27 protein-coding genes are annotated in these 25454 nt (G+C 40.5%); 12 read left to right on the plus strand and 15 right to left on the minus strand.

Annotation, left to right across the window (positions count from 1 at the left end; genetic code table 11):
• Positions 1-23: 23 nt before the first annotated feature.
• From H9649_RS12720 to H9649_RS12745, 6 genes are all read right to left on the minus strand, one after another.
• Entirely contained in the window at positions 24-800 is a 777-nt protein-coding gene (locus tag H9649_RS12720) for a DUF4367 domain-containing protein (RefSeq protein WP_191695279.1), read from the minus strand.
• The gene (locus tag H9649_RS12725) at positions 787-1374 is read right to left on the minus strand and encodes an RNA polymerase sigma factor (RefSeq protein ID WP_191695280.1); all 588 of its coding nucleotides are present in this window, start codon (positions 1372-1374) and stop codon (positions 787-789) included. The genes H9649_RS12720 and H9649_RS12725 overlap by 14 nt, the downstream gene beginning before the upstream one ends.
• A gap of 354 nt (positions 1375-1728) precedes the next feature.
• Positions 1729-2154, minus strand: coding sequence for a hypothetical protein (locus tag H9649_RS12730; protein WP_191695281.1), 426 nt, complete (start codon positions 2152-2154; stop codon positions 1729-1731).
• A 44-nt stretch (positions 2155-2198) separates the two neighbouring features.
• On the minus strand, positions 2199-2696 hold the full coding sequence (locus H9649_RS12735) for a GNAT family N-acetyltransferase (RefSeq protein WP_191695282.1): 498 nt from the start codon (positions 2694-2696) through the stop codon (positions 2199-2201).
• A gap of 120 nt (positions 2697-2816) precedes the next feature.
• Positions 2817-4175 (minus strand): aspartate aminotransferase family protein, encoded by a 1359-nt coding sequence (locus H9649_RS12740; RefSeq protein ID WP_191695283.1) that lies wholly within the window; start codon positions 4173-4175, stop codon positions 2817-2819.
• Between the two features lie 18 nt (positions 4176-4193).
• The gene (locus H9649_RS12745; protein ID WP_191695284.1) at positions 4194-5660 is read right to left on the minus strand and encodes a CoA-acylating methylmalonate-semialdehyde dehydrogenase; all 1467 of its coding nucleotides are present in this window, start codon (positions 5658-5660) and stop codon (positions 4194-4196) included.
• A 148-nt stretch (positions 5661-5808) separates the two neighbouring features.
• On the opposite strand from H9649_RS12745, the gene H9649_RS12750 reads away from it, so the two are divergent.
• Entirely contained in the window at positions 5809-7437 is a 1629-nt protein-coding gene (locus tag H9649_RS12750) for a PucR family transcriptional regulator (protein WP_191695285.1), read from the plus strand.
• A 180-nt stretch (positions 7438-7617) separates the two neighbouring features.
• Positions 7618-9042 (plus strand): GABA permease, encoded by a 1425-nt coding sequence (gene gabP, locus H9649_RS12755; protein WP_191695286.1) that lies wholly within the window; start codon positions 7618-7620, stop codon positions 9040-9042.
• A gap of 326 nt (positions 9043-9368) precedes the next feature.
• Here the strand turns inward: gabP and H9649_RS12760 are convergent, their stop codons facing one another.
• From H9649_RS12760 to H9649_RS12790, 7 genes are all read right to left on the minus strand, one after another.
• The gene (locus tag H9649_RS12760) at positions 9369-10142 is read right to left on the minus strand and encodes a sulfite exporter TauE/SafE family protein (protein ID WP_191695287.1); all 774 of its coding nucleotides are present in this window, start codon (positions 10140-10142) and stop codon (positions 9369-9371) included.
• Between the two features lie 62 nt (positions 10143-10204).
• Positions 10205-10432, minus strand: a complete 228-nt coding sequence (locus H9649_RS12765; RefSeq protein ID WP_191695288.1) for a sulfurtransferase TusA family protein — start codon at positions 10430-10432, stop codon at positions 10205-10207.
• A 30-nt stretch (positions 10433-10462) separates the two neighbouring features.
• The gene (locus H9649_RS12770; RefSeq protein WP_191695289.1) at positions 10463-11590 is read right to left on the minus strand and encodes an MBL fold metallo-hydrolase; all 1128 of its coding nucleotides are present in this window, start codon (positions 11588-11590) and stop codon (positions 10463-10465) included.
• Positions 11591-11638: 48 nt separating this feature from the next.
• Complete coding sequence (locus H9649_RS12775) at positions 11639-12202, minus strand: sulfurtransferase TusA family protein (RefSeq protein WP_191695290.1); 564 nt, start codon at positions 12200-12202, stop codon at positions 11639-11641.
• 51 nt (positions 12203-12253) lie between these two features.
• Positions 12254-12550 carry a rhodanese-like domain-containing protein gene (locus tag H9649_RS12780; RefSeq protein WP_191695291.1) on the minus strand — a complete coding sequence of 99 codons (297 nt, stop codon included), beginning with the start codon at positions 12548-12550 and terminating at the stop codon, positions 12254-12256.
• Between the two features lie 83 nt (positions 12551-12633).
• Positions 12634-13113, minus strand: a complete 480-nt coding sequence (locus H9649_RS12785) for a DsrE/DsrF/DrsH-like family protein (protein ID WP_191695292.1) — start codon at positions 13111-13113, stop codon at positions 12634-12636.
• Between the two features lie 86 nt (positions 13114-13199).
• On the minus strand, positions 13200-13463 hold the full coding sequence (locus H9649_RS12790) for a metal-sensitive transcriptional regulator (RefSeq protein ID WP_191695293.1): 264 nt from the start codon (positions 13461-13463) through the stop codon (positions 13200-13202).
• Between the two features lie 249 nt (positions 13464-13712).
• On the opposite strand from H9649_RS12790, the gene H9649_RS12795 reads away from it, so the two are divergent.
• Entirely contained in the window at positions 13713-13934 is a 222-nt protein-coding gene (locus H9649_RS12795; RefSeq protein WP_191695294.1) for a DUF2187 family protein, read from the plus strand.
• A 52-nt stretch (positions 13935-13986) separates the two neighbouring features.
• Here H9649_RS12795 and H9649_RS12800 read toward each other — a convergent pair whose 3' ends face one another.
• A complete protein-coding gene (locus H9649_RS12800; RefSeq protein WP_191695295.1) occupies positions 13987-15009 on the minus strand; it encodes a YeiH family protein in 1023 nt (340 codons plus the stop codon).
• Between the two features lie 111 nt (positions 15010-15120).
• Between H9649_RS12800 and H9649_RS12805 the strand changes: the two genes are divergently transcribed.
• The 9 genes from H9649_RS12805 (at position 15121) to H9649_RS12845 (ending at position 24185) form a co-directional block, all read left to right on the plus strand.
• Positions 15121-16017: a LysR family transcriptional regulator gene (locus tag H9649_RS12805; RefSeq protein ID WP_191695326.1), complete on the plus strand. Its 897-nt coding sequence runs from the start codon at positions 15121-15123 to the stop codon at positions 16015-16017.
• A gap of 58 nt (positions 16018-16075) precedes the next feature.
• A complete protein-coding gene (locus H9649_RS12810) occupies positions 16076-16735 on the plus strand; it encodes a lysoplasmalogenase (protein ID WP_191695296.1) in 660 nt (219 codons plus the stop codon).
• A gap of 38 nt (positions 16736-16773) precedes the next feature.
• Positions 16774-18000, plus strand: a complete 1227-nt coding sequence (pepT, locus tag H9649_RS12815) for a peptidase T (RefSeq protein WP_191695297.1) — start codon at positions 16774-16776, stop codon at positions 17998-18000.
• A 15-nt stretch (positions 18001-18015) separates the two neighbouring features.
• Complete coding sequence (locus tag H9649_RS12820) at positions 18016-18987, plus strand: DMT family transporter (protein WP_191695298.1); 972 nt, start codon at positions 18016-18018, stop codon at positions 18985-18987.
• 116 nt (positions 18988-19103) lie between these two features.
• Positions 19104-19772 (plus strand): response regulator transcription factor, encoded by a 669-nt coding sequence (locus H9649_RS12825; RefSeq protein ID WP_191695299.1) that lies wholly within the window; start codon positions 19104-19106, stop codon positions 19770-19772.
• Positions 19769-20782, plus strand: coding sequence for a sensor histidine kinase (locus H9649_RS12830; RefSeq protein ID WP_191695300.1), 1014 nt, complete (start codon positions 19769-19771; stop codon positions 20780-20782). Before H9649_RS12825 ends, H9649_RS12830 begins: the two co-directional genes overlap by 4 nt.
• Before the next feature lie 170 nt (positions 20783-20952).
• On the plus strand, positions 20953-21366 hold the full coding sequence (locus H9649_RS12835) for a hypothetical protein (RefSeq protein WP_191695301.1): 414 nt from the start codon (positions 20953-20955) through the stop codon (positions 21364-21366).
• Between the two features lie 52 nt (positions 21367-21418).
• Positions 21419-22186, plus strand: coding sequence for an ABC transporter ATP-binding protein (locus H9649_RS12840; protein WP_191695302.1), 768 nt, complete (start codon positions 21419-21421; stop codon positions 22184-22186).
• Complete coding sequence (locus H9649_RS12845; protein WP_191695303.1) at positions 22176-24185, plus strand: FtsX-like permease family protein; 2010 nt, start codon at positions 22176-22178, stop codon at positions 24183-24185. Before H9649_RS12840 ends, H9649_RS12845 begins: the two co-directional genes overlap by 11 nt.
• A 159-nt stretch (positions 24186-24344) precedes the next feature.
• On the opposite strand, the gene H9649_RS12850 is transcribed toward H9649_RS12845, so the two are convergent.
• Positions 24345-25418, minus strand: a complete 1074-nt coding sequence (locus H9649_RS12850; protein ID WP_404828755.1) for an ABC transporter substrate-binding protein — start codon at positions 25416-25418, stop codon at positions 24345-24347.
• Between the last annotated feature and the right edge of the window lie 36 nt (positions 25419-25454).

The following is a 25454-nucleotide window of genomic DNA, read 5'->3' on the forward strand; positions in this document are numbered from 1 at the left end:
TTTATAGAACAGCCTATTTATGTCTACATCGACTTTGCAAGTGCTACGATTTCCTTTTCCTCTACATTTCCTTCAATACTGTAATAGCGGCTTGGCGTTGTCCATATCAATTGGCGTACTCCATTTTTAAATAGTATCAAGGTCGCTTGTCGTTCGTTGATGAACAACTCTTTCACTTTTGTATCTTCTCTATCTGCGACCATGCCTAAGCCAAACTCGCCTTCCAGTAGCTTTTGATCAATTCGTACTCGCTTGCCATTCCCTAAATAATTCAAGGTGATTTCGGAACTCAATTGACTTTCCTCTCTGATGACAGTAACACTTGTCAGCTGGTAATCTGAAGGGACGATCGGAGACTTAATAGTGAATGCTGTTACTTTCTGAGCTTCTTCCAGATTTAATTGTTCGGTCACATACTCAACGTCCATCACTTGAAAAGCCGAGTCTTCACCCTCCGCATGAGGTGCATCTATATCAGCCGTATGCGTTGTGTTCCCACCAAATATCTGAATTACTGACCCTTGGAACTTTTGATAAAATGTAACCCAATTATCAAATGCAGCCCCTTGCTGAGGAGACAAGATTATAAAAAAGAGAAGACATGCAGCAGCCACTACAAGCAAGCTTTTACTAGGGAACTTTCGACGGACTGGTCGACTTGCTTTTTCTGCAATCCGCTTTGTCTCAAGAATTGTCCAAGCATCTTCAACTGACATTTCTGACGCGGGTTGTTTACTTATTTGCTCGTTTAATGCTTCACAGATGATGTGATCTACTTCATGCTTTTCAGCTCTTGACATCTAACACCACCTCCATCAATTCCGTTTGTTGTTCCAATGCTTCCTTTAACTTCAGCTTAGCTCTGTGCACTCGTGTCTTCACTGTTGCCAATTTCACATCCAATAAGACAGAAATCTCCTCATACGTCAAGTCTTCATAATAATACAGGTACAACACTTCCTTATGAGCAGGCGTTAACTTGTCGATTTCTTCCCACATAACTTTCTTGATCAGCTTTTTTTCAGCAGCAATTTCCACGACAGATATCTGGTCGATTTCTGCATTGAGTAGCTCTTTAGTAAGTAAGACGTCATCTACAGCGTAATCATTCCATCTTTTCATTTTTCTTAAGTGGTCAATGGCGGTTCTTGTTGTTATCGTCGCAAGCCAAGCCCCGATTTTTTCGATTTCATGCACACGCTCAATATTACGAAATGCCTTCATAAAGCTTTCCTGTAATATATCTTGTGCCAAATCAGGATCTTTCACAATGAAATAAGCTGTATGGTAAACACGATTATAATATTTCTCAAAGATCAATTTCTCCACTTCGGGTGTGATCTTTCGTTCCCTATGGAAAATCTTTTTCAACAACCGGCTCACCTCATTATCTATCTACTTTATTCCTCATATTTCCATCATACCGTAAATTATGGGGAAGGAGTAGAGGTCATTTGTAGGCTCGTAGAGGGAGCGATAGAACGACATTTAACAGTAATGATGTGGTTATCACCGACTTGGAGATGGTTATCACCGACTTGAGCGACTTTATCACCGACTCTCGACTACTTATCACCGACTTGCCACACTTTATCACCGACTCTCTCTATTTCTGATGAATTCGACGAGGTTTGCATGCCACTAAAAAAATTCCAGCAACCAAAACATATTGGCGCTGGGCTTGTTTAAATTTCATATTATGCATTTACATTTTCAGTTAAGATAGTATTACTTTACCTCAATAACAAAACTAGTATAGGGCTTGTCATCTACTGCCACATCGATTTTCCATACCCCCGACTCATCAAATCCAAATTTCGCACCACTTTGAGCATTGCTAATATCCCATTCATACAGTTCCACAGTTTTACCACTCTCTTTATGTGTAGCAGTCATCTTGTATCTTTCACCTACAAAATCGGCAGCACTTTCAAGAAAGTACACATCATACAGCCTTCCTTGACCAGCAGAAAACTCCGGTTCATCCGGTTCACCATTTGCTTTGAACAAACCGAATTTCCCTTCGACACCATGGAAAGTCTTGTTGTTGTCATCCGTAAATACAGGGCTCACTTCCCAATTAGGAGCATCTTTGTCCGCACAACCCGATAGCAATATTCCAACTAACATAAGCAATCCAATGATTTTCTTCAACGAAGTGCCACCCTCCTGTCGATTTATTGTTTGCATATCATATTTTATTCGAATCTAAATTGAAATAGTCGGTCTTCCTGTCCTAAATATTCTTCTGTTCCAATCCTACTTACTTCTAGGAACCCTACTTTCTCCAACATTTTTTGTGCTCGTATATTCGCTTCATGCGTTTCTGCGTAGAACACTGTAATGCCTAACGTTGCAGTTGCATAGCTCATCATACTTCTAATAGAGTGAGCTCCAATCCCCTTACCCCAAAGCCCACTCTCACCAATTGCGATGCCTAATTCAGCTGACTGACCTTGAATATCGGCTAAATCCGCATAACCTATTAATTTGCCTTCCAATTCTATCGCCTTGCGAATAAAATCATTAGATTCACGATTTACACAATACATCCACCATCTATGCAATTCATCCTCGCTTCTATTCAGCTCCCATCCATTCGCAGAACAAAAAGCTTCGTCCTTACTCCAACTTAAAACGGCTTCATAATCCTCCATGCTGATGTCTCTTATTTTGATTAAATGTGTAGTACTCATTTTCATACTCCCCCTACCCTTTCGTTACGTGTATCTTGTTGTTTTTAGTATACCGTCAAATCCATCAAAACCACAAAACCCCAGCAACCATACTTATATGGCACTGGGGTAAATTCAATCTCACTTATTCTCGTTAAATACTTTCTTCAACACAGCAACAATAAAGTCAAAATCCTCATCTGTACAGGATAATGGCGGGCTCAATGCTAGGATATTATTGTACCCTGCTACGGTGTCGCCGTTCTTGCCGACTATCAGGCCGTTCGCCTTACAAGCACCCATGATTCTCGCCATCCGTTCATTCGTGGCAGGCTCTTTCGTGTCTTTATTCTCCACAAGCTCAATGCCAAGAAGGAAGCCTAATCCGCGAATATCGCCAACGTGTGGATGCTCGTTCAATTCCGCCAATTCCTTGAGCAACCTCTCGCCCAATTCCGCAGATCGTTCAACAAGTCGCTCACGTTCGATAATTTCAATATTCTTAAGCGCGAGCGCACAAGCTGCCGGATTCCCACCGAATGTATTGACGTGTCGGAAATGACTATTGTCTTCTCCTGTATCGAATTGGTCATAAATATCTTTACGGATCGCCGTAATCGACAGCGGCAAGTACGCGCTCGTTAACCCTTTAGCCATCGTAACGATATCCGGTTTGCACTTAAAATGCTGGTGACCGAACATTTTCCCTGTTCGTCCGAAGCCGCAAATCACTTCGTCAATAATGAGCAATACGCCATGACGTGTACAAATTTCCTGGACCTTTTCTACGTAAATCGGATCGGGAATTAAGATACCGCCACCCGTAATTAGCGGCTCCATAATAATCCCCGCAATCGTCTCTTTCTGCTCCCAAATGATTTTCTCTTCAAATTCTTGCGCCCGTTGAATATTGTACTCTCCTACGGACTGACCCGCCGGCCGACGATAATTATCAGGAGGTGCAATATGCAAGAAGCCTGGTGCCAGTGGCTCATATTTATATTTACGCAATGCCTGACCTGTCGCTGCTAGAGCTCCCATCGAACTGCCGTGGTACGCACGATAGCGGGAGATGAATTTATAGCGTGAATGTTCTCCATTTTGTTGATGGAATTGGCGTGCCAGCTTGAAAGCTACTTCATTCGCATCAGATCCTGAATTCGAATAAAAGATTTTGTAGTCCCCGCCAAGCAGTTCATTCACTTTCTCCGCAAGTTCAATCGCAGGACCATGACTCTGTGTCATCGGAACGTATGCCAGCTTTTTCATTTGCTCATACGCAGCTTCTGCCATTTCTTCTCGACCATAGCCAACATTCACTGCCCATAAGCCCGCCATTCCATCCAAATAACGGTCGCCTTTATGGTCTGTAATCCAAGCTCCTTCACCTTTTTCGATAACCATCGGTGGATTTTTTTCATTGTAGGCAGAAATATGGTGCCAAATGTTTTCACGGTCTTTTTCAACTAACGATTTTGTTTGCTCATGTACTGATGTCATTTTCTCCATCTCCGTTTCTTAGTAGGAATGACGTGCTGTCAGCATTTTCTTACGTGTATAAAATTCGACACCATCACGGCCGTTTGCATGCAGATCTCCATAAAACGACTTTTTATAGCCCGAGAACGGGAAGAATGCCATCGGTGCTGGTACTCCAAGATTAACGCCAAGCATCCCTGCATCGATTTCTTCGCGGAACTGGCGGATCGCCTTCGCACTGTCTGTAAATAAGCACGCACCGTTTGCAAATTCGGATTCATTTGCATAAGCGATTGCTTCATCCAATGTGCTCACACGGACAATGGATAGCACTGGCGCGAAGATTTCATCTTTCCAAATCTTCATTTCCTTCGTCACATTGTCGAAGATTGTCGGTCCGACAAAGTAGCCGCCTTCTGAAGAAGACTTATCGTTTCTACCGTCACGTAACAGTTTCGCGCCTTCTTCCAAGCCCGTTTCGATATACGAAAGCGTACGGTCTTTATGAGCGTCGCGGATGACTGGCCCGAGGAAAATCCCTTCTTCCATGCCATTTCCAATCGTTAATTTATCGGATTCTTCTACGAGTCTCTCAACAAGTGTATCCGCCACATCCCCTACTGCTACGACGACCGAACACGCCATGCAACGTTCACCAGCTGAACCGAATGCAGCATTGATAATATCTTTTACAGCTAACTCCATATTTGCATCAGGTAAAACAATAGTATGGTTTTTGGCACCGGCTAAAGCTTGGACACGCTTACCATTTGCCGTCCCTGTCTTGTATACATACTCTGCAACCGGCTGGGATCCTACGAACGAAACTGCAGGAATGTCTGGGTGATTCAAAATGCCATTTACGACGTCATGCGCACCATGCACAATATTGAATACACCGTCAGGAAGACCTGCTTCAGTCAATAATTCTGCGAGACGGTTCGCAAGCAACGGTGTCCGCTCCGAAGGCTTCAATATGAATGTATTCCCAGTCGCAATCGCCATAGGGAACATCCAGCAAGGCACCATCATCGGGAAATTGAAAGGTGTGATGCCACCGATAACACCTATCGGGTAACGATAAGCACCCGATTCGATATTGGAAGCGATGTCCGGAAGCTGGTACCCCATCATCAATGTAGGTGCCCCTGCCGCAAACTCCACACATTCGATGCCACGCAACACTTCACCGTATGCTTCGGTATAGTTTTTACCATTCTCCAGCGTAATCAGCTTTGCCAACTCATCCCAATGCTTCACAAGCAATTGCTGGTAGTTAAATAAAATACGAGAGCGCTGTGGAACCGGTGTTTTCTTCCATGTTTTAAATGCTTCCTTTGCAACCGCTACCGCTTCTTCCAAATCTTCTGTTGTTGAAATGGGGACTTCTGCAAGGATTTCTCCTGTCGCTGGATTTGGTACTTCTTCATATCGATCCGTCTTTGATTTTACCCATTGTCCATTTACAAAATTTGAAAGCATTTTCTTTTCAGTCACTGTTTGCATCCCAATTCCTCCTCTTAATCTATACTTGCGGCTTAAATCAATTTTCTGTTACACTTCTCCATATACTTTACAAACTATTCATTCTCTTGGCACTTTACATTATGTCAAATGATGAAGACTCTTTTTTTACGTTATGGAGGGACGCAGAATGGAAGAATTACACATACCGATAACAAAAGTGCTCGATCGGCCTTTATTCAGAAATGCAAAAGTGGTTGCAGGACATGATGGTTTGAACCGGCATGTAAAATGGGTGCATGTTCTGGAAGTAAAAGACTTTGAATCTCTCATTAATGGGGGAGAGCTGATTTTGACGACAGGTGTCGGCCTTCAACTTGATTTGCCAACTCAATTGAAATATGTGAAACGGTTGATTGAAAAGGAAGTCGCTTGCATTTGTATCGAACTCGGTCCTTATTTCACTGAAATACCTGCCGACATCATCACTTTGGCGGATAAATACGATTTCCCGATTATCGTATTCGAAAACACTGTAAAATTCGTCGATATTACGCAAGACTTACATACATTAATCATCAATCAACATCACCATATGTTGTCCCAACTCGATACATTATCAAGAAAATTCATCGATCTGTCGTTATCACCTAACGGCATATTGAAGATCCTACAAGAAATGCATGCCTTTTTCAGGCAAGGAGTGCTCTATATAGGCGATCTTCAAAAATCGTATTATTATCCTTCTGAAATGAAAGGAGTAGAAAGGGAACTTGAACGCCAGCTCAATAGCACGCCTACAGAATCCCATACTGATGAATATTTTATTAACGCAAATAATAGATGGTTTGCCTGCATGCCTATACGTGGTCTTGGCCAATTACTTGGATTTGTTTGCTTGGAATTCATTCCACCAAGAACTGCTGATATGACCTTTTTACTGTTGGACCGCGCAGCACTCGCCATTGCTCAAGTGCTATTGCGAAGCAGAACAATCGCAGAACGCAAGCAAAAAAGTGAAGGTGAGTTTGTCAGAAATCTGTTGAATGGAAGACCTGTCGATCAAGATGAAATAAGTGCTTTTCTCCCAACTCCTAGTAGCAATATGTATTACAGAATTATAACGATTGATGTGAATGAACCAAATACAGATATAGATGAAGACGACTGGGAAGAAATACGCATACAACGATCCATGACACTACGCGCCTTATGTAATAGAAACGGATTTTTCCCGGCTGTTTCAAGTGTGAAGAATGAAATGATCATTATTGCATCTTTCTTATCGGCTACTGAATATATGAAATCAACAGAGCGTTTCATTCTATTAATTCAACAAATTAAAGGACTTGAAAATGGTGACTACTTAATCGGAAGTCGCTGCCAATTCGGTATTAGCTCCGTCTATCAATCTATCGTCGACATTCCAAAAGGGTACGAAGAGTCAAGAAAAGTATTAACGCTACATAAAATGAAACTTATCAATACGTACTTTTATGAAAAGCTTGGTATTTATAGATTGCTTTCAAAACTTAGTACGACAGAGCAGTTGCAAACATTTATAGACGACCATTTAGCACCCGTCATTGCATATGACGCCGAAATGGATAGTGAGCTGTTTGAAACACTGAGTATCTATTTAGAATGTGGCGGTTCGAAAAAAGAGACCGCAGAACGCCTTTTCATCGTTCGCCAAACGCTTTATCATCGGCTGGAAAAACTCGAAACGATTTTAGGCAACGACTTCATGGAACCGACAAATCGACTGGCAATCGAAGTTGCGGTACATGCTCAGCGGTTCATTCAAATGAAAAATTAACTATTTACCTCCCTTTTTAACAAATAGTGAAATACAGACGCGCATACGATTACAGTTTGTCCAATTCGCCAGCCGAACTAATTATGTAGAATGTATTTAAGTAATCAGAAATTTTCATATAGTCGTTTTGTAATCGCTTACAGAATTTCTGAATTTAAAAAGAAAGAGGGGGATTAGTACATGTCTGATGAACCACAAGAATTGGAAGAGAAGAAGTTGAATCCTGATTTAAAAATACGCCATATTAGTATGATTTCAATTGCGGGTGTCATCGGTGCAGGACTGTTCGTAGGAAGTGGCGCGGTCATCAATGCAACCGGTCCAGGTGCCATCTTATCGTATGCATTTGCAGGATTTCTCGTCGTATTGGTTATGCGGATGCTTGGGGAAATGGCGTCTGCCAATCCGACAAGCGGCTCTTTTTCTACATATGCTTCGGAGGCGATTGGTCCGTGGGCAGGCTTTACAATCGGCTGGTTATATTGGTTTTTCTGGGTAGTCGTCATTGCCATCGAAGCAATCGCCGGTGCAGCCATCATCCAATATTGGATTCCTGGTATGCCTGTCTGGTTAATGGCACTGATTCTTACTGTGTTGTTGACGATGACAAACATGTTTTCCGTCAAGTCATTCGGTGAGTTTGAGTACTGGTTCTCACTTATAAAAGTTGTGAGTATTGCATTGTTCCTCGTTCTAGGACTGGCTGTCATCTTCGGCTGGTTCCCAAGCATTGATTCACCTGGGACAATTAACCTAATTGGTGAAGGTGGGTTCATGCCATCTGGATTTGGAGCAGTGTTATTAGGCATTACGGTTGTCATCTTTTCATTCATGGGGACCGAAATTGTCGCTATCGCTGCTGGAGAGTCGGACCATCCGACAAAAGCGGTACGGATTGCGACGAATAGCGTAATCTGGAGAATTCTCGTTTTTTACATCGGATCCATCGCAATCGTCGTCACGTTGCTACCTTGGAACTCTGCCAATATTCTCGTCAGTCCGTTCGTAGCGGTTCTTGACTATGTCGGCATCCCGGCAGCTGCACAAATTATGAACTTCGTCATATTGACTGCTGTATTGTCTTGTTTGAATTCGGCACTCTACGCAAACTCACGAATGCTTTTTGGAATGGCGAAAAAGGGTGATGCACCGAAGGCATTTACGAAGTTAAGCAAAAAAGGTGTGCCAGTGCGTGCAATTTTGTTCAGTACGATTTTCTCGTACATTGCGGTCATTTTCAGTTACACGTCACCTGATGTCATTTTCTTATTCCTCATCAATTCGTCAGGCGCAGTAGCACTTTTAGTGTATCTCGTCATTGCATTTTCGCAATTGCGCATGCGTAAAAAAATGGAGAGGGAAAATCCTGAAGCATTGGAGATTAAAATGTGGCTCTATCCATATCTCACATACTTCTCCATCATCGCGATCATCGGAATTTTCGTAGCCATGCTCATTATCGAATCACTACGCGTCCAAGCAGTGCTCACATTACTCGTAGCAGGAATCACAGTCGCCTCCTACTTCCTATTCGTCAAGAGGAAAAAGACGGCGAAGCATGTGAAAGATAGCATGATTCAAGCGACGTCTCGCACACTTCGATGAAATGACGAAGCGCTGCAGAGGGAAATAACCTTCTGCAGTGCTTTTTTGTGGCGTTAAACTCAGCGCAGTTGTCATTACGAGTGGGTTACCACCGACTCTCCGCCGTTTACCACCGACTCGCTTTTTTACAGCTAACTAAACGCCATATTAAAGCTTTTAAAAAAGTCTATCACCGCTTATATGTATTCCATCACCGCTTATTCACCTGCTATCACCGCTTAAAGCCATTCCATCACCGCTCGCCCATATTATGGAAAACACCATTACCCCTATAACCGAAAAAAAGCGATGCAAAAGGATTCCCCTCTGCATCGCTTCTCACTTTATTAAAAATCCAACCAAATTTTAATAGCAGTTCCTAATATCAACACAGCTAATATCATCTGCAATACCTTTGTGTTCATCTTCTGCCCTAACTTCGCTCCAATCGGTGCAGCAATTATGCTGGCAACGATCATAATTGCTGCCGGTCCATATAGAATCTGATCCGTGACAATCTTCCCGAACGTTGAGCCGATTGATGAGATGAACGTTATCGCAAGAGACGTTGCAATCGTCATGCGCGTCGGGATTTTCAATACGACGAGCATGATTGGCACTAATATAAATGCACCAGCTGCGCCGACGATGCCTGCCGCTATTCCTACAATAAATGCAAGTCCAGCTGCCAGCCATTTATTGAACACGACTTGATCCGCAGGGATATCATCGAGACCCTTTTTAGGAATGAACATCATAATCGCCGCGATTGTCGCCAATATCCCGTAGACTAGATTGATTGAACCCTCAGAAATCAGGTTAGAGCCATATCCACCGATGAAACTACCGACTAAAATCGCAGTACCCATATATATGATAAGTGTCTTATTCAAGTAACCACTTTTCCGATACGCCCACACGCCTGAAATCGTTGCAAAAAATACCTGTATAGCGCTGATTCCCGACACCTCATGTGCAGAAAATGCCGCAAATCCGAGTAATGGCGGAATGTATAACAGCATCGGATATTTAATAATCGAGCCACCGATTCCAACCATTCCAGATATAAACGATCCTACAAACCCTATGAGGAAAATGGTAATGATAAACGCCATATCCATCTACTTGTTCCTCCTTTTCATTCGGAAAAGGGTACCTACACAGATACCCTCCCCCCTTCTACTCAACCTTTTTTAATGTAAAACGTGAAGACACCTGCATCTTCTTTTTGGTCAAGCATTTCATGACCACTGGACTTTGCCCATGCGGATAAATCAGCAACCGAGCCTTTATCCGTTGTAAGGACTTCAAGAATTTCTCCAGTTTCCATTTCTTTCATCGTCTTTCTTGCACGTACGACCGGCATTGGGCACGCCAACGCTTTTGCATCTAATACTTTTGCTATATTCATTCAAAATCTGCTCCTTTTTGTGTGTATGATTTATCTAACTGCACAACGGTTTGGACCAATTTCCATCTCGCGTTGTGTTTCTTCGTCTGGCACAACTTTACCCATATTCGTTTGTCGAATTTCTTGATAAGCATTGGGTTGTGGCGGTAAATTGCCCGTTACCATTTCACGGAACTCCGCTTCATCCTCAATGTTCAATCCATGATTTTTTGCGAATAAAGTGCCCAACTTCTCAGCAACGCTACCATCCGCATTCAACTCTTCAATCATCATGAAATGGGCTGGTAGAACCATTAAATCTTCCGCAAGTTCACGGTAACGGCGATACAACGTTTCACGTAAATCACCAACCCAATCCTCCGCTAACCCTGCAAGATCTGGCCGTCCAATTGAGTCGATGAATAATATATCCCCTGAAAGTAAGTACGCATCATCGACGATAAAGGACGTCGAACCGATTGTATGACCTGGTGAATACAACGCTTGAATATCAATTTTTGTATTTCCTACTGAAATTGTCCGACCGTCTTCTAACGGCTCATACTCGAAAACCACTTCCGTTGCGTCTTTTGGCGGAAGCCAATAAACACCATTGACCGCCTCCGCAATTTTACGTCCACCGGATATATGATCCGCATGCAAATGAGTATCGAGCACATTTGTAATCGTTACCCCCAGTTCATTTGCATAGTTCATAAACACATCTGTCATTCTCGTTGCATCGATAACTGCCGCTTCTCCGTCAGAGACGACCATATACGAAAGACAACCTTTACCGATACGAACGAATTGATAAATGGCTCCCCCGTCCTTCAAGTCACCGACTTTAACAGGCTCCAAATGCTCACTCCAAGCTTTCATGCCAACTTGTAAATAGTGAACATTTCTTCCTTCTTCAGAAAGCATTTCTGCGACAAAGATTGAAGAGCCTTCCTTCGCACAAATGACCACAACGTCTTTGTCCGTCGGAATTTGGTCAAGAACGTCTTCGACTCCATCCAACAAATCGAAATAAGGGACGTTCATGTATTGAATATTTTCGCCTTCCACTTTCCAATCTTCAAATGCATCTTCATTACGCACATCCAAGATGAAAAATGATTCTTTTGCAATTACCTTTTTAGCAAGTTCTCCTGCTGTCATAGCTGTAACCGTCATGCTTATATCCTCCTCTTACGTTTCGTTTCGTTTGTAAATCAACACACATTACATAGACTTTTCCAATACTCCATTCCAACCACTCATACCAGGTACAACATTTATCACATTCACAAACCCTGCATTCGTCAGTTTTTGTGCTGCCAAATCGCTTCTACTGCCGCTTCGGCAAATCACATAGATCAGGGAATCTTTATCCATCGACAAATCGGCATCAAGATCACCCAATGGTACGGATTTTGCACCGGGAATATGTCCGAAAGCATATTCCGCCTCTTCGCGAACATCTAAAAGAACAATTTCCGCCCGATTCGTAAGCAACGTCTCCAATTCTTCATTTGAAACAACATAGGGATACGTTTTGTCCTGTATTTCATCAGAATTCGACTTTCTTACATAGTGTGTGAGTGTCCCATCCTGTTCAGTCGTGCCTAAGTACTGATGCCCAGCACTCGTTGCCCATGCTTTCAAATCTGCCGTTGATCCTTTATCAGTCGCTTGAACTTCCATGACATTGCCCGACGCCAATTCTTTCATTGCTTTCCGCGTTTTCACTATCGGCATTGGGCATGCTAATCCTTTCGCATCCACAACCATATCTGTTTGTATCATTTCAGCTCTCCTTAATGCCCGTGGGGGTATATTATTGAATAAAAAATTTTGTTACTCGATGTCGCCCTTCCAGGCAATCATTCCACCTGTCATGTTGACCACTTTGTAGCCATGACTTTCAAGTAATTGTGCCGCCATTCCACTACGACCACCCGAACGACAAACCATTGTATATTCCACCGATTTATCCAATTCATGCATTCGGAACTCCAACAAACCGAGTGGAATATGAACCGCCCCAGGAATTTTCCCTTGCGCTACCTCATCCACTTCACGCACATCGATTATATGCACTGGTTGTTTCTCAACCATTTTTTTTGCCACATCACTTGCAATGATGTCTTTCATTTTTAACAACCTCCTATTATTGTTTCTTGTGAGGACCATTCCATCATGAACTGGCCACTTTAAGCATCCATCATTCTCTTGTTTTAAATAAACAAATTCACGTTGCCGTCTTGTGCATCCGCTAAATAAGCAGCTACGCCGGCGTACTCAATGTCTTCTATTAGTTCTTCTTGCTGAAGGCCCAATAAATCCATCGTCATTGTACATGCTACTAACTTAATATCTTGTTCTTGCGCCAGATCGATTAATTGCGGAAGCGTCATTGCGTTATGCTTTTGAATGACATGCTTAATCATCTTAGGTCCAAAACCCGCAAAATTCATTTTGGAAATACCCATTTTATCTGCTCCACGTGGCATCATCTTGCCGAACAACTTTTCAAGGAGACCTTTTTTTACAGATACAAGCTCTTCTTTACGCAACGCATTTAAACCCCAAAACGTATGGAATATCGTCACTTCGTGATCGTATGCGGCAGCTCCATTGGCAATAATGTAGGCGGCCATTGCCTTATCATACTCTCCGCTGAATAAAACAATGGTCGTTTTTTTTGTTTCTGACAATGCTATCTCCCTCTCTATATCATATTTACTAAATTACCGTACCCCGTAGGGTATATTACCATGTAAAAAGAAAAGAGTCAATCCATTCATCGACTCTTTACTAGCAAGTCTACTGCTTCTTTGACAATCGCTTCTTGTGACATCGGATTCTTGTCATCTGCATTCTGAATGCATTCAATAATATTCGAACTGACAATGACTCCGATTGTACGATCGATCGCTGAACGGGATGCTGACAGTTGAGTGACAACTTCTTTACAGTCTTTGCCTTCTTCAATCATACGCAATACGCCTTTGATTTGACCTTCAATCCTCTTTAAACGATTGACGACTTTATCATCATATTTCATCTCACATTGCTCCCTTCATTGCTCATTCACTCTGTATATTATACCCCTTCAGGTATTGCGTCAAATTAAATCAATTTCCAAGATCAGGTTTCTGCAAAGTTCGACAATTTATGGTATACTAGTAATAGACAACTTGGTATTCATCGCTAACGACTAGTTGTTTCATCATGACTTCTATCTGCTTAGGACATGCCTAAGCATTTTTCCAATAGAAAACGGTGATGAAAAATGACAATAGGAGGGATTCGATTGGCTTTTCCACGTAAGGAGAAAGACGTTTCTGATTTTGTCGCAGCTCGTCATATCGATGAAGAGATTTCGTTTGTCCGCAATGATCACGAAGTGAATGGGACAATCTTCAAAATTCTCGAAAACTCGGTTATCGTGAAGATTTCTGAAGAAGATGCTGACTTGATTGGAGTCGCATCCAATCTAACAGTCGTCGCACACAAGAATTATTCGGTAAACTAAATCATATGTAAAAAGGGTTCTCCATAAATCTGGAGAACCCTTTTTCATTTCGTCAGATGATGAAATAGGCCAATACTGAAACTAAAATGGATACGATTGTCATAGCAAGCAGAGGTTTCATGGCACGTTCGCGTAAGTCCTTCAAGCTCACATTCAATCCGAGACCGACCATTGCAGCAGTCAATAACCATGTTGTTATTGTACTGATGCCAGCCATCACTCCGTCTGTTACAGGGATGGAGTGGCCTAATACGTAACTGCCAAAGATGCTGAGAGCTATGAAACCAAGAAGGAAATATGGGAATTCAATCTTGCTCTGTTCATCTCCCTGTCCTTTACTTTTGCGCTTCATAATATAGATGAAGATAAAGCACAGCGGCACAAGAAGGAATACGCGGCCCAATTTAGCAAGTAACGCAATCGCCAATGCATCCTCGCCAGCTGGTTCTGCCGCTATCGCAACGTGTGCCAATTCATGCAAACTCATACCAGACCAAATACCGAAGTCTGTTGGAATCAGCGGTAATAATGGACCGATAATCGTATAGCCAATTGCAAATACTGTACCCATTAAAGCGATAATACCGACACCAATTGCAGTATCTTCATCTTTCGCTTTAACAATTGGAGCAATCGCAGCAATTGCCGCCGCGCCACATACGCCCGTTCCGACTCCAAGAAGCAAAGAAATATTTTTATCAGCTTTCATCCATTTTGCAAGTAACACCATTGCGCCGATTGCAAAAGCGATGATGACTGCATCTCTTGCTAATAAACCTAATCCATCGCGGAACACAACATCAATATTTAACTTCAATCCATATAGAATAATCGCCAATCGAAGCAACTTCTTTGATGAAAAAACGATTCCAGCACGCAGCAATTCCGGATAGCCGAAAACCTGTCTAATGACGACAGCAATAATAATGGCGCTCGCCAATTGTCCGATATGATCGAACCCTGGCACTTTCGCTAATAAATACCCAAGTAATGCTATGAAAAATGTAAAGGCAATTCCAGCAAGCCATAAGCCCGTCTTGTTGCCATCCTTTTTACCTATAGTATTCGGAGCCATCTCGAACACCTCCTAGTTGTAGAATAAACCCGTAGATACGATAAGTAAAATAACTTATAGTAATAGGTATGATAAGTGTTTCATTATACGAAAGAGAAGGAGGAATTCGTCATCGATATTCAACTTGAAATCTTCGTCACTGTGGCGGAAAAACAAAGCTTTTCTCGTGCCGCGGAAGAACATCATATGACGCAACCTGCAGTGAGCCAATATATTCGACAGTTTGAAGAGCAAATCGGTTCAAGACTTCTCGAACGAACAAATAAATATGTCCGGCTCAATCAAGCAGGGGAAATCGTCTATCATCACGCAAAAGAGATTCTTGCCTTATATACGAAAATGCAGAACCTTGTAGATGACTTGGCACATAAAGCGAGTGGCCCATTAGCAATCGGAGCAAGCTACACTTTCGGAGAGTATGTCCTTCCGCGTATTATTGCCAATATGAAGCACACCTATCCCGACATCCAGCCGACAGTGACAATTGGCAATACCGCAACAGTTGCGGAGCTTGTCGCCAGTCATCAGCTTGATATAGGTATAGTTGAAGGGGCTTTTAATGAAGCGAAATTGATTGTTGAAGACTTTGCAGAAGACGCCATGGTCATTGTATGTGCTAACACACACCCACTTGCAAGTACGACGAAAGCAATCGATCTAAAAGAACTGGAACAGGAGATGTGGATTGTGCGCGAGCGCGGTTCAGGTACTCGGGCGGCAATTGATGATTTATTTGCATGTCACAAAATTTTTCCTACCCGCCTCATGAATTTCAGCAGTACACAACCTATTAAGGAATCTGTGGAAGCAGGACTTGGCATTAGCTTGCTTTCCCACTGGTCATTGAAAAAAGAATTGAAAAGTGGCGACTTGCGGGTGCTTCCTGTTATTGGACTTCCATATCCACGAAAATTCTCCATTGTGACAAGTACTCCTTTCCAAACGAAAGCGCTCGAAGTATTCATTGACGTGTTGCGGACGAATAAATTATTGACGACACTCGATTAAAAGGGATTTCACACCTCTTTCTCGAAATGAATTAGTAGGGAAAGGAGTTGTACATATAGTGAGAAATTTCGTATTGGCGTCGATCGTCATCATAGGAGCCATTTATATCTTTTTCATCCCAGCTGAACCCGTTAGTTTTAAGATCACTATGAAGCTAATACCTATGGCGCTTATCCTTCTATTTGCTGCGATGACGCCGCCGCTTGTATCGACAACATACAAAAAAATACTTTTAACAGGGTTATTCGTATGTATGATTGCTGACGGTGTCATCTATTGGTTCATGGCAGGATTAGTCACTTTTTTCATTGGTCATTTATTTTATATTGCCGCATTTAGGCGCGCAAGCCGCAAACCCGTTCCAATATGGGCCGCCATTTTGTTATTGTTATACAGCGTCGGTTTCGCAGTTTTGGTTGCCGGATCTCAGTTCGCAGAAGGACAAATTGTACTTGGCATTGCGATAGTCGCCTATATTGCAGTTATTTTCACGATGGGCTGGATGGCTATTAAAACCCGGCTGAAGCTTGCCATTATTGGCGCGCTTTTGTTCATGTTCTCCGATTCGGTACTTGCCATTGACCGGTTCGTATATGAGATTCCGTACCGCGATGCTTTTGTCATGGTGACGTATTATGCTGCACAAGTATTCATAGCAGCAAGTATCGGAAGCCGTGTCGTTAAATATTCCGTGAAGCGAAGTAATCTGATAAGATAGAAGATAGTACTAGATTAATTAATAGGAGGGGTTTTGGAATGAAAGAAAAATTGATTGAACGACTTACACGTTACGCTAAAATTGATACACAATCGAATGCAGATAGCTCAACTACTCCGTCCACACCCGGACAATGGGACCTGCTCCATATGCTTGAAAAGGAACTCGCTGAAATCGGCATGGAAGAGATTACATTGGATGACAATGGCTATCTTTTTGCTTCATTACCAGCAACGACGGATAAAGACGTTCCCGTCATCGGTTTTTTAGCGCACGTCGATACAGCGACAGACTATACAGGCACTAACGTCAATCCGCAGCGAATCGACAATTATGACGGAAACGATGTGCAGTTGAATGCGAATACGATCATGTCTGTGAACACATTCCCGGAATTGAAAAATTACGTCGGGCACACATTGTTGACGACAGATGGCACGACTTTGCTTGGCGCTGATAATAAAGCGGGAATCGCTGAAATCATGACAGCGATGGAATACCTGATCCAAAATCCGGACATCAAGCACGGCAAGCTTCGAATCGGCTTCACGCCTGACGAAGAAATCGGTCGTGGCCCGCATAAATTCGATGTGGAAGCTTTTGGCGCAAAATATGCCTACACAATGGATGGCGGGCCGATCGGAGAGCTTCAATATGAAAGCTTCAATGCAGCGGGTGCGAAAGTGACTTGCCATGGAACGAATGTACACCCTGGTTCCGCAAAAAACAAGATGGTCAACTCCATCCTGATCGCCAATGAATTCCAAGCAGCGATGCCTGCGAATGACATTCCACAGTTGACGGATGGCTATGAAGGATTTGTCCACTTGATGGATATAAACGGCGTTGTCGAAAAGACGGAACTGAGCTATATCATTCGCTATTTCGACCGCGAAACGTTTGAAGCGCGAAAACAATTGATGGTGGATACTGTCGGGCGACTGAAAAAAACACACGGCGAGCATGCAATCGAAGTGGAAATTAGCGATCAATACTTCAATATGGGCGAGAAAATCGAGCCTGTCATGGAAATCGTCGATATCATTTCAGATGCGTTCGGCAAGCTCGATATTGAGCCGAATATTGTACCTGTACGAGGTGGTACGGATGGTTCCCAGCTTTCGTACATGGGCATGCCGACACCAAACATCTTCACGGGTGGCGAAAACTACCACGGCAAATATGAATATATTTCCGTCGACAACATGGTGAAAGCGACAGAAGTAATGATCGAGGCGGTCAAGCTATACGAAGAACGCGCATAAGGAGGCGGTTTTCCTATGAAGGCTATTTGGATAGGAATCATCTCTGCGTTATTTTTCGCAGTAACATTTGTATTAAACAGATCTATGGAACTATCTGGGGGTAGTTGGCTATGGAGCGCCTCACTCCGCTATTTCTTCATGGTGCCTTTCCTATTTGCCATTGTGGCGTACCGCAAAGGATTACGTGAAACAGGAAAAGTGATGGGCGCGACACGAATCCCTTTCTTCATTTGGAGTGTTGTCGCTTTCGTCTTTTTCTACGCACCACTCACGTTTTCAGCAGGTTATAGCCCTGGTTGGTTACTTGCAGGTACTTGGCAATTGACGATTGTCGCCGGGGTATTATTGGCACCGTTGTTTGTCATCGTCGTGAAGACGAAAGACGGCGAGAAGCGGATTCGCCAACGAATTCCGCTCATTTCATTAGCCATTACACTCATTATTTTTGCCGGTGTTGTCATTATCCAAATTCCGAATGCGAACAGCGTAGATACTCAGACTTTATTGCTCGGTATACTTCCTATCATCATTGCAGCCTTTGCCTATCCGCTCGGCAATCGTAAAATGATGGATTTATTGCAAGGACGGCTCGATACGTTTCAACGCGTGTTGGCAATGACATTAATGACGATACCGGTGTGGATTGGCTTTGCGATTTATGCGTTAGTGACAGTCGGACCCCCTTCCATGGCACAAGTAGGTCAGTCATTAATTGTCGCGATCAGTTCCGGCGTCATTGCAACGACACTGTTTTTCATGGCAACAGATCTTGTCCAAAACGACCAGGGCAAACTTGCCGCAGTGGAAGCGACACAATCGACAGAGCTTCTATTCGCTATGATTGGTGAGATGCTCATTTTACATATCGCCCTACCTGGCACGCTCTCACTTATCGGGGTAGTGGTCATTATAATTGGCATGGGGCTGCATAGTTATCAGACGAGTATCGAAAAAAAAGAGTTAACATATAGCGGCAGGACAAGGTAAATGATCCCAATATCTTGGGATCATTTTTTTATCAAAGTATTCATATCTTTTATTCGACCACCGAAATATGAAGTACAATTAGGTATCCATAAATATTGAAAAGGAAGTGAAAGACTATGTCAAAAATAGTTATTATAGAAGATACGGAAAAGATTAGAGAAGAACTTAAAACCTTTTTAATCAGATATGGATATGATGCTATAGCGCCAACAAATTTTGAAAATATTTTTCATGAGACTTTGAGGGAAGAACCTGATCTAATACTTTTAGACATTAACCTGCCCATATTTGATGGATATTATATTTGCAGAGAAATAAGAAAAACTTCCGATGTACCTATAATAGTCGTCACAAGCAGAGATAACGAGATGGACGAACTTATGAGTATGAATTTAGGTGCAGATGATTTTATTTCAAAACCATTTAACACTCAAATTCTTTTGGCTAGAATTGAAACTATATTAAGAAGAGTTCACGGATCCAACATCAGAGATACTATTGTTTATAATGATTTAAAGCTAAACTTATCCAATGGTTCCGTTATTTACAATGGGATAACAGCAGAGCTAACTAAAAATGAACTTAAAATACTTTCCTGCTTAATTAAAAACAAAGGAAAGATCGTATCGAGGGACGATCTAATGGACTTTATGTGGAACTCTGATGTTTTTGTGGATGATAATAATTTATCTGTTAATATTACGAGATTAAGAAAAAAACTTGAAGGATTGGGCATGAAGGAGAATATAGAAACAAGACGTGGATTAGGATATATACTGCCATGAGCATAAAGGATTATTTAAAAGATAGAACTTTATTTTTACTAATCAATTTCACATTATTCATCATCTTATGCGGGATTATATTACTAAGTAACAGTAACAGTAAAATAATTTTCCTGATTTTCTGCATATGGTTTCTCCCCATCCTTTCTTATATATTTGTAGAATTCATTAAACAAAAAATCTTTTACACTGAGTTAAACAACCTAATGGAGAGTTTGGATAAAAAATATCTGCTGTCTGAAATTGTGAAAGAACCCGAATTTATAGAGGGTAAGTTCTTACATGATTTATTAAAACGGACAAACAAGGATATGCATGAGCATGTAAAGAAATATAGAGATATGGAACATGAATATAGAGAGTATATTGAAACTTGGGTACATGAAATTAAGACCCCTATTGCATCAGCAAGGTTAATTATAGAAAATAATCAAAATGGGATTACCAAAGACATTAATCAAGAAATAAAGAAAATTGAAGAATACATCGAACAAGTATTGTATTACTCAAGAAGTAATAATGTAAGCAAAGATTATATTATTAAAGAGGTCTCTTTAGCTACCCTCGTAAGAAGCATCGTTAAGAAAAATTCTAGAGACTTTATTAGCAAAAATATTTCCATTGATATTAATGCTGTTGAAGGCACTGTGTACAGCGACGTCAAATGGCTGGAATTCATATTAAATCAAGTGATAGGAAATGCCATTAAATACATAAAGGATAGAAATGGTAAGGTAACAATATCCACTATTCAAAACGAAAATAATATAGTACTTACCATAGAAGATAATGGCATTGGGATTATCGAGAACGATTTAAATAGAGTTTTCGAAAAGGGATTCACCGGGGAGAATGGAAGGAAGTTTGGAAAGTCTACCGGTATAGGACTTTATTTATGCAAAAAACTTGCAAAACAGCTTGGTCTAGGACTTACATTAACATCTAAAACTGGCGAAGGAACAAAAGTTAGTATAATTTTTCCTTTAGGAAGCGTTAACTTAATACACTAATTCATCTTATAAAAACGGATTTCTAGCTATTGCAAACTGCAGTAGCTAGAAATCCGTTTTTTATTTATAACCTTGCAATAATGTAACTTTAATAAAATATAAACACATATGTCTCTCTAATGACAACTGATAAGATGCATTTAGGTTATAAATTTTAGGAGGAATTAGAAATGAAAAAAACAGTTAGCACAGTACTAGTAGTCATTCTTTTATTAGTGGGAACTTACTTTGGGTATGAATATGTTACTGAACCAAAAATTGTAGATGGTGTTATGTCAAAAAAGTTAGATGATAAAGGAAAACCTCTAGAAGTAACTACTACGTTTGCACCAGAGGATTCGGTTTATTTTTCTGCAAAGAGAAACCGATTCTGGATTAATAAAGCGAAGGTCGTATGGTATAAAGGAGAAATCGCACCAGAGAACAGATTTTTAGTCGAGGAAAAAGTTAGTGTTAACAAAGGGAAATATTTCTTAGCAAAACTAACTGTTCCAGAGGGTCTTGAAGAAGGTCATTACGGTGTCACTATTTATGTAAAAGGCTCGAAAATTATCGAGACTAAAGCTGAGTTTAACGTAAAGTAAAAAATTTAAAATGATAAATAAAAATAAAATAGGAAAGCTTGGAGGAAGAGGAATGCAAAATATTTTAAGCGTTGAAAAAATCGAAAAATATTATGGTAATAAAGGAAATATTACAAAAGCTATAGATAATATAAGCTTTAGGGTAAGTAAGGGAGAGTTTTTAGGAATCATGGGCCCTTCAGGTAGCGGTAAGACTACCCTCTTGAATTGTATTTCAACAATCGATAACGTAACAACTGGCAAAATTATTATAAATAACAAAGACATTACAGTCCTTAAGGCAAAAGCTCTGGAAGAATTTAGACGTGATGAATTGGGTTTTATATTCCAAGACTTCAATCTTCTTGATACACTGAGTGCTTACGAAAATATAGCTTTAGCCCTAACGATACAAAAGAGGGATGTAAAAGAGATAGACCACCTGATTAAAAACGTTGCGAAAAAACTTGAAATTACAGAGATACTGAACAAGTTTCCTTTTCAATTATCAGGGGGACAAAAGCAAAGAGTAGCATGTGCCAGGGCCTTAGTTACCGATCCTTCCCTTATTCTAGCCGATGAACCTACTGGCGCTTTGGATTCAAAGTCCGCAAGATTACTTTTGGATTCATTTGAGAAGCTGAATAAAGAGTATCAGTCGACGATACTGATGGTTACCCATGACTCCTTTACGGCCAGCTATGCTAATAGAATTTTGTTTATAAAAGATGGCCGAATTTTCAATGAAATAATACGTGGAAATGATACGAGAAAGGAATTCTTCAATAAGATTATTGAAGTTGTTACTTTACTTGGAGGCGATGTTGGCAATGTACTCTAAAATAGCAATCAACAATGTAAAAATGAGCTTCAGGGATTATGCAATATATTTCCTTACATTGACCCTTGCAGTATGTATCTTTTATAGTTTCAATTCGATTGAATCCCAAAATGCAATATTAGAATTAAATAAGAATGCCACGTTTATGTTAACACTAAATAAACTGATAGCTGGAACATCCATATTTGTATCTTTTGTTCTTGGTGGGCTAATCATTTATGCAAACAAATTCTTAATAAAAAAGCGAAAAAAAGAATTAGGCATCTATATGACGTTAGGTATGTCAAAAGGGAAAATCTCAATAATCTTGCTTTTCGAAACCTTTTTAATAGGCACGGTGTCCCTTGTGGCAGGCATTTTACTCGGGATTATCGGATCACAGGGTCTGTCGATCCTTGTGGCCAACATATTATCGGTTGATATGGACAAATATAAGTTTGTTATTTCATCAAGTGCAGTGATTAAATCAATACTATATTTCGGAATAATTTTTCTTCTAGTAATGATCTTCAATCAGTTTACAATTTCGAAATACAAACTGATTGACATGCTTAATGCAGCAAAGAAAAATGAAGAAGTAAAGCTAAAGAATGCTTTTGTTTCAGTGCTGTTATTTATGTTATCTATGGTACTATTAACAATTGCATACACTAGGATATTAAAAACCGGCTTAAATGCCGACAACACAGAATTATTAGTCACTATCACGATAGGTTTTATAGGAACTCTGTTATTCTTTTTTAGTCTCTCCAATTTTTTTGTCCACATTGTGCAAAAGAGCAAAAGAATCTACCTAAAAGATATAAATATATTTATAATAAGACAGATAAACAACAAGATCAATACGAACTTTCTGTCCATGACTCTAATATGTCTTATGCTTTTTGTAACGATTACTCTGCTTTTTGCTGCCTTTGATTTAAAAGGAACTATTGATAGAAATTCAGCGGGAAATAGAGATTATGATGCTTCCGCGTTTCTCATTGTTGATAACAAAAACGAAAACACAATGGTGAATGATATAGAAGAATATTTAAATGCAATAAACTTTAAATTTAGTACTAATGAAAAACATGCCTTTTATAGTGAATATAAACTTAATATTACTATAGAAGACTTGTTGTCAAAGTATTTAAGCATGCAAGAGCAAATCCATTTAGAGCAAAATTATTTGGGTGGTAAAATATCGGCTATTACAATATCAGACTATAATTCAATTATAAAACTTAATGGATACGACCCTATTGAACTAAAGAAAAATGAAGTTTTAGTTGTATCTAACTACAGTCGCGTAAATAGTGCTTTGCCTGATTATATGAAAAATGAAAACATCATTAACATAGAAAACAAGGCATACACCATCAAAAATCAAGCTCCTATAGAAGAGAATATAAAGGTCACTGGAGGTAACGAATTCTTTTATCTCGTAATTCCTGATAATTTTAGTGGAGATTTGCAATTAGAGTTCACAAGTTTTAATGTGATTTATGATGATAATAATTATGAGAACTCGGAAGAGAAATTTTCAAACCTATTTAATAACCTTTTCGAAGACAAATATAGAGATATTAACCCAGCTTTAGTTATCGGGAGTACAAAGAATCAAATACAAGATAAAGACAATGGTTTTGCAGCATTGATTGTTTTTCTTGGTCTATTTTTGGGTCTCATTTTTATAATTTCCAGCGCGGCTATTATGGCATTGCAACAGTTATCTGATGCAAGTGATAGCTTGGAAAGATATAAATCTCTAAAGAAAATCGGTGTCACTGAAAAATTAATAAACAAAGCAATATTGAGACAAAGCTTAATCTATTTCCTATTACCACTAGGTCTGGCTGTTATCCATTCGATCGTTGGAATTAGTGCTGTTAATAATATTTTTACATTCCATTACCAAAGTATAATAGTGAGTTCTTCACTCCTTCTAATAATATATGGCGCATATTTTTATGCAACGTACGCTGGTGTTAAAAATATAATTAATAACAGTAACTAATTCTAAGTATATATATATTGATTGACCTTCAACAATCGGATGCGTTAGTTGAACAAAAAGAGCTTGTCTACGAGACCTAAACAAGCTGTAATTGATAAAGACCGCTTACTTGGAGTTTACAAGTAAGCGGTCTTTATACTATTTACTTACCCTTGCAAATCACTCATATACGCCAATAACTTCTACCGCTTCTTCCGTCAACGACGTATCAACAGCTTTATCGAAATCGATATCGCCTAAAATAACACCGTTCGCTTTATAGGTGCCATATTGCTTCTTAATATCCTCAACAAACATCTTTCCATTCGGATCAAGTCCTGTGACAAAAACACGCTCCCACAATTCATGATCTTTTAACGCAGTATGCATGACCATTATATCGATGATTTCATCTTTTCCTATATCCTTGAAAAACGCGTCGTTGTAATCCCGAACACCTTTCAAATAGGCAGCCATGAAGCGTAAGGAAATGTCATCCTGTTCCATAAATTTAGGGGATGCAAGAACCATCGCGATTTGTGACTCTGGCGCAAAATCTGTCGTATCGCCGAAGCGCACATGAAACTTGTTAGCAATTCCTTGTGCAATCAGCGGTTCGATACTGAGCGCAGCGTCAATCGTTCCAGCATCTATTGCGCCAAGCATTGAACCGAAGTCAGCCATATGAACGTATTCAACATCTTCTTCTGTCAAACCAGCATGCTTCAACATCTCTTCGTAAATATACCCATCAATCGAGTTGCGGGATGACACCCCGATCTTCTTTCCACGGAAATCTGCATATTCTTTAATTTCATCTACCATATGGTTACCAATAACAAAGGAAAAATAGGATTTTCCTGGCATATTATGTCCTTTATCCGCGATAATCCGAACGTCAATCCCTTGTGCAATTGCATTAAAGAAAGAAGCGGTAGAAACGCCACCTGCAATGTCGACTTCACCTGCTGCTAGTGCTGGCAACATGTCGTCACTGTTCGCGAAATCCGCAAAATCGACTTCGATGTTATAATCCTCGAAATAGCCTTTTTCCTTTGCAATATAGAAGCCTGCGCCTGAAGCAGCCCCGTCTTCCGCAATTAAGATTTTCACGCGTGTCTCCAGCGGTTCCAAGTCACCCGAAGGAGTTTCTACAACTGTATCTACAGGTTTTGTCTCGATAACAGGTTCGGTTACGACTTCCTTCTTAGTACAAGCACCCATCACCAATAAGGCAGCCGCCAATATCATCATCCAGCCATATAGGATACCTTTCTTCACGTTTTCTCC

This window comes from Sporosarcina quadrami (genome assembly GCF_014836615.1).
Taxonomy (GTDB): Bacteria; Bacillota; Bacilli; order Bacillales_A; family Planococcaceae; genus Sporosarcina; species Sporosarcina quadrami.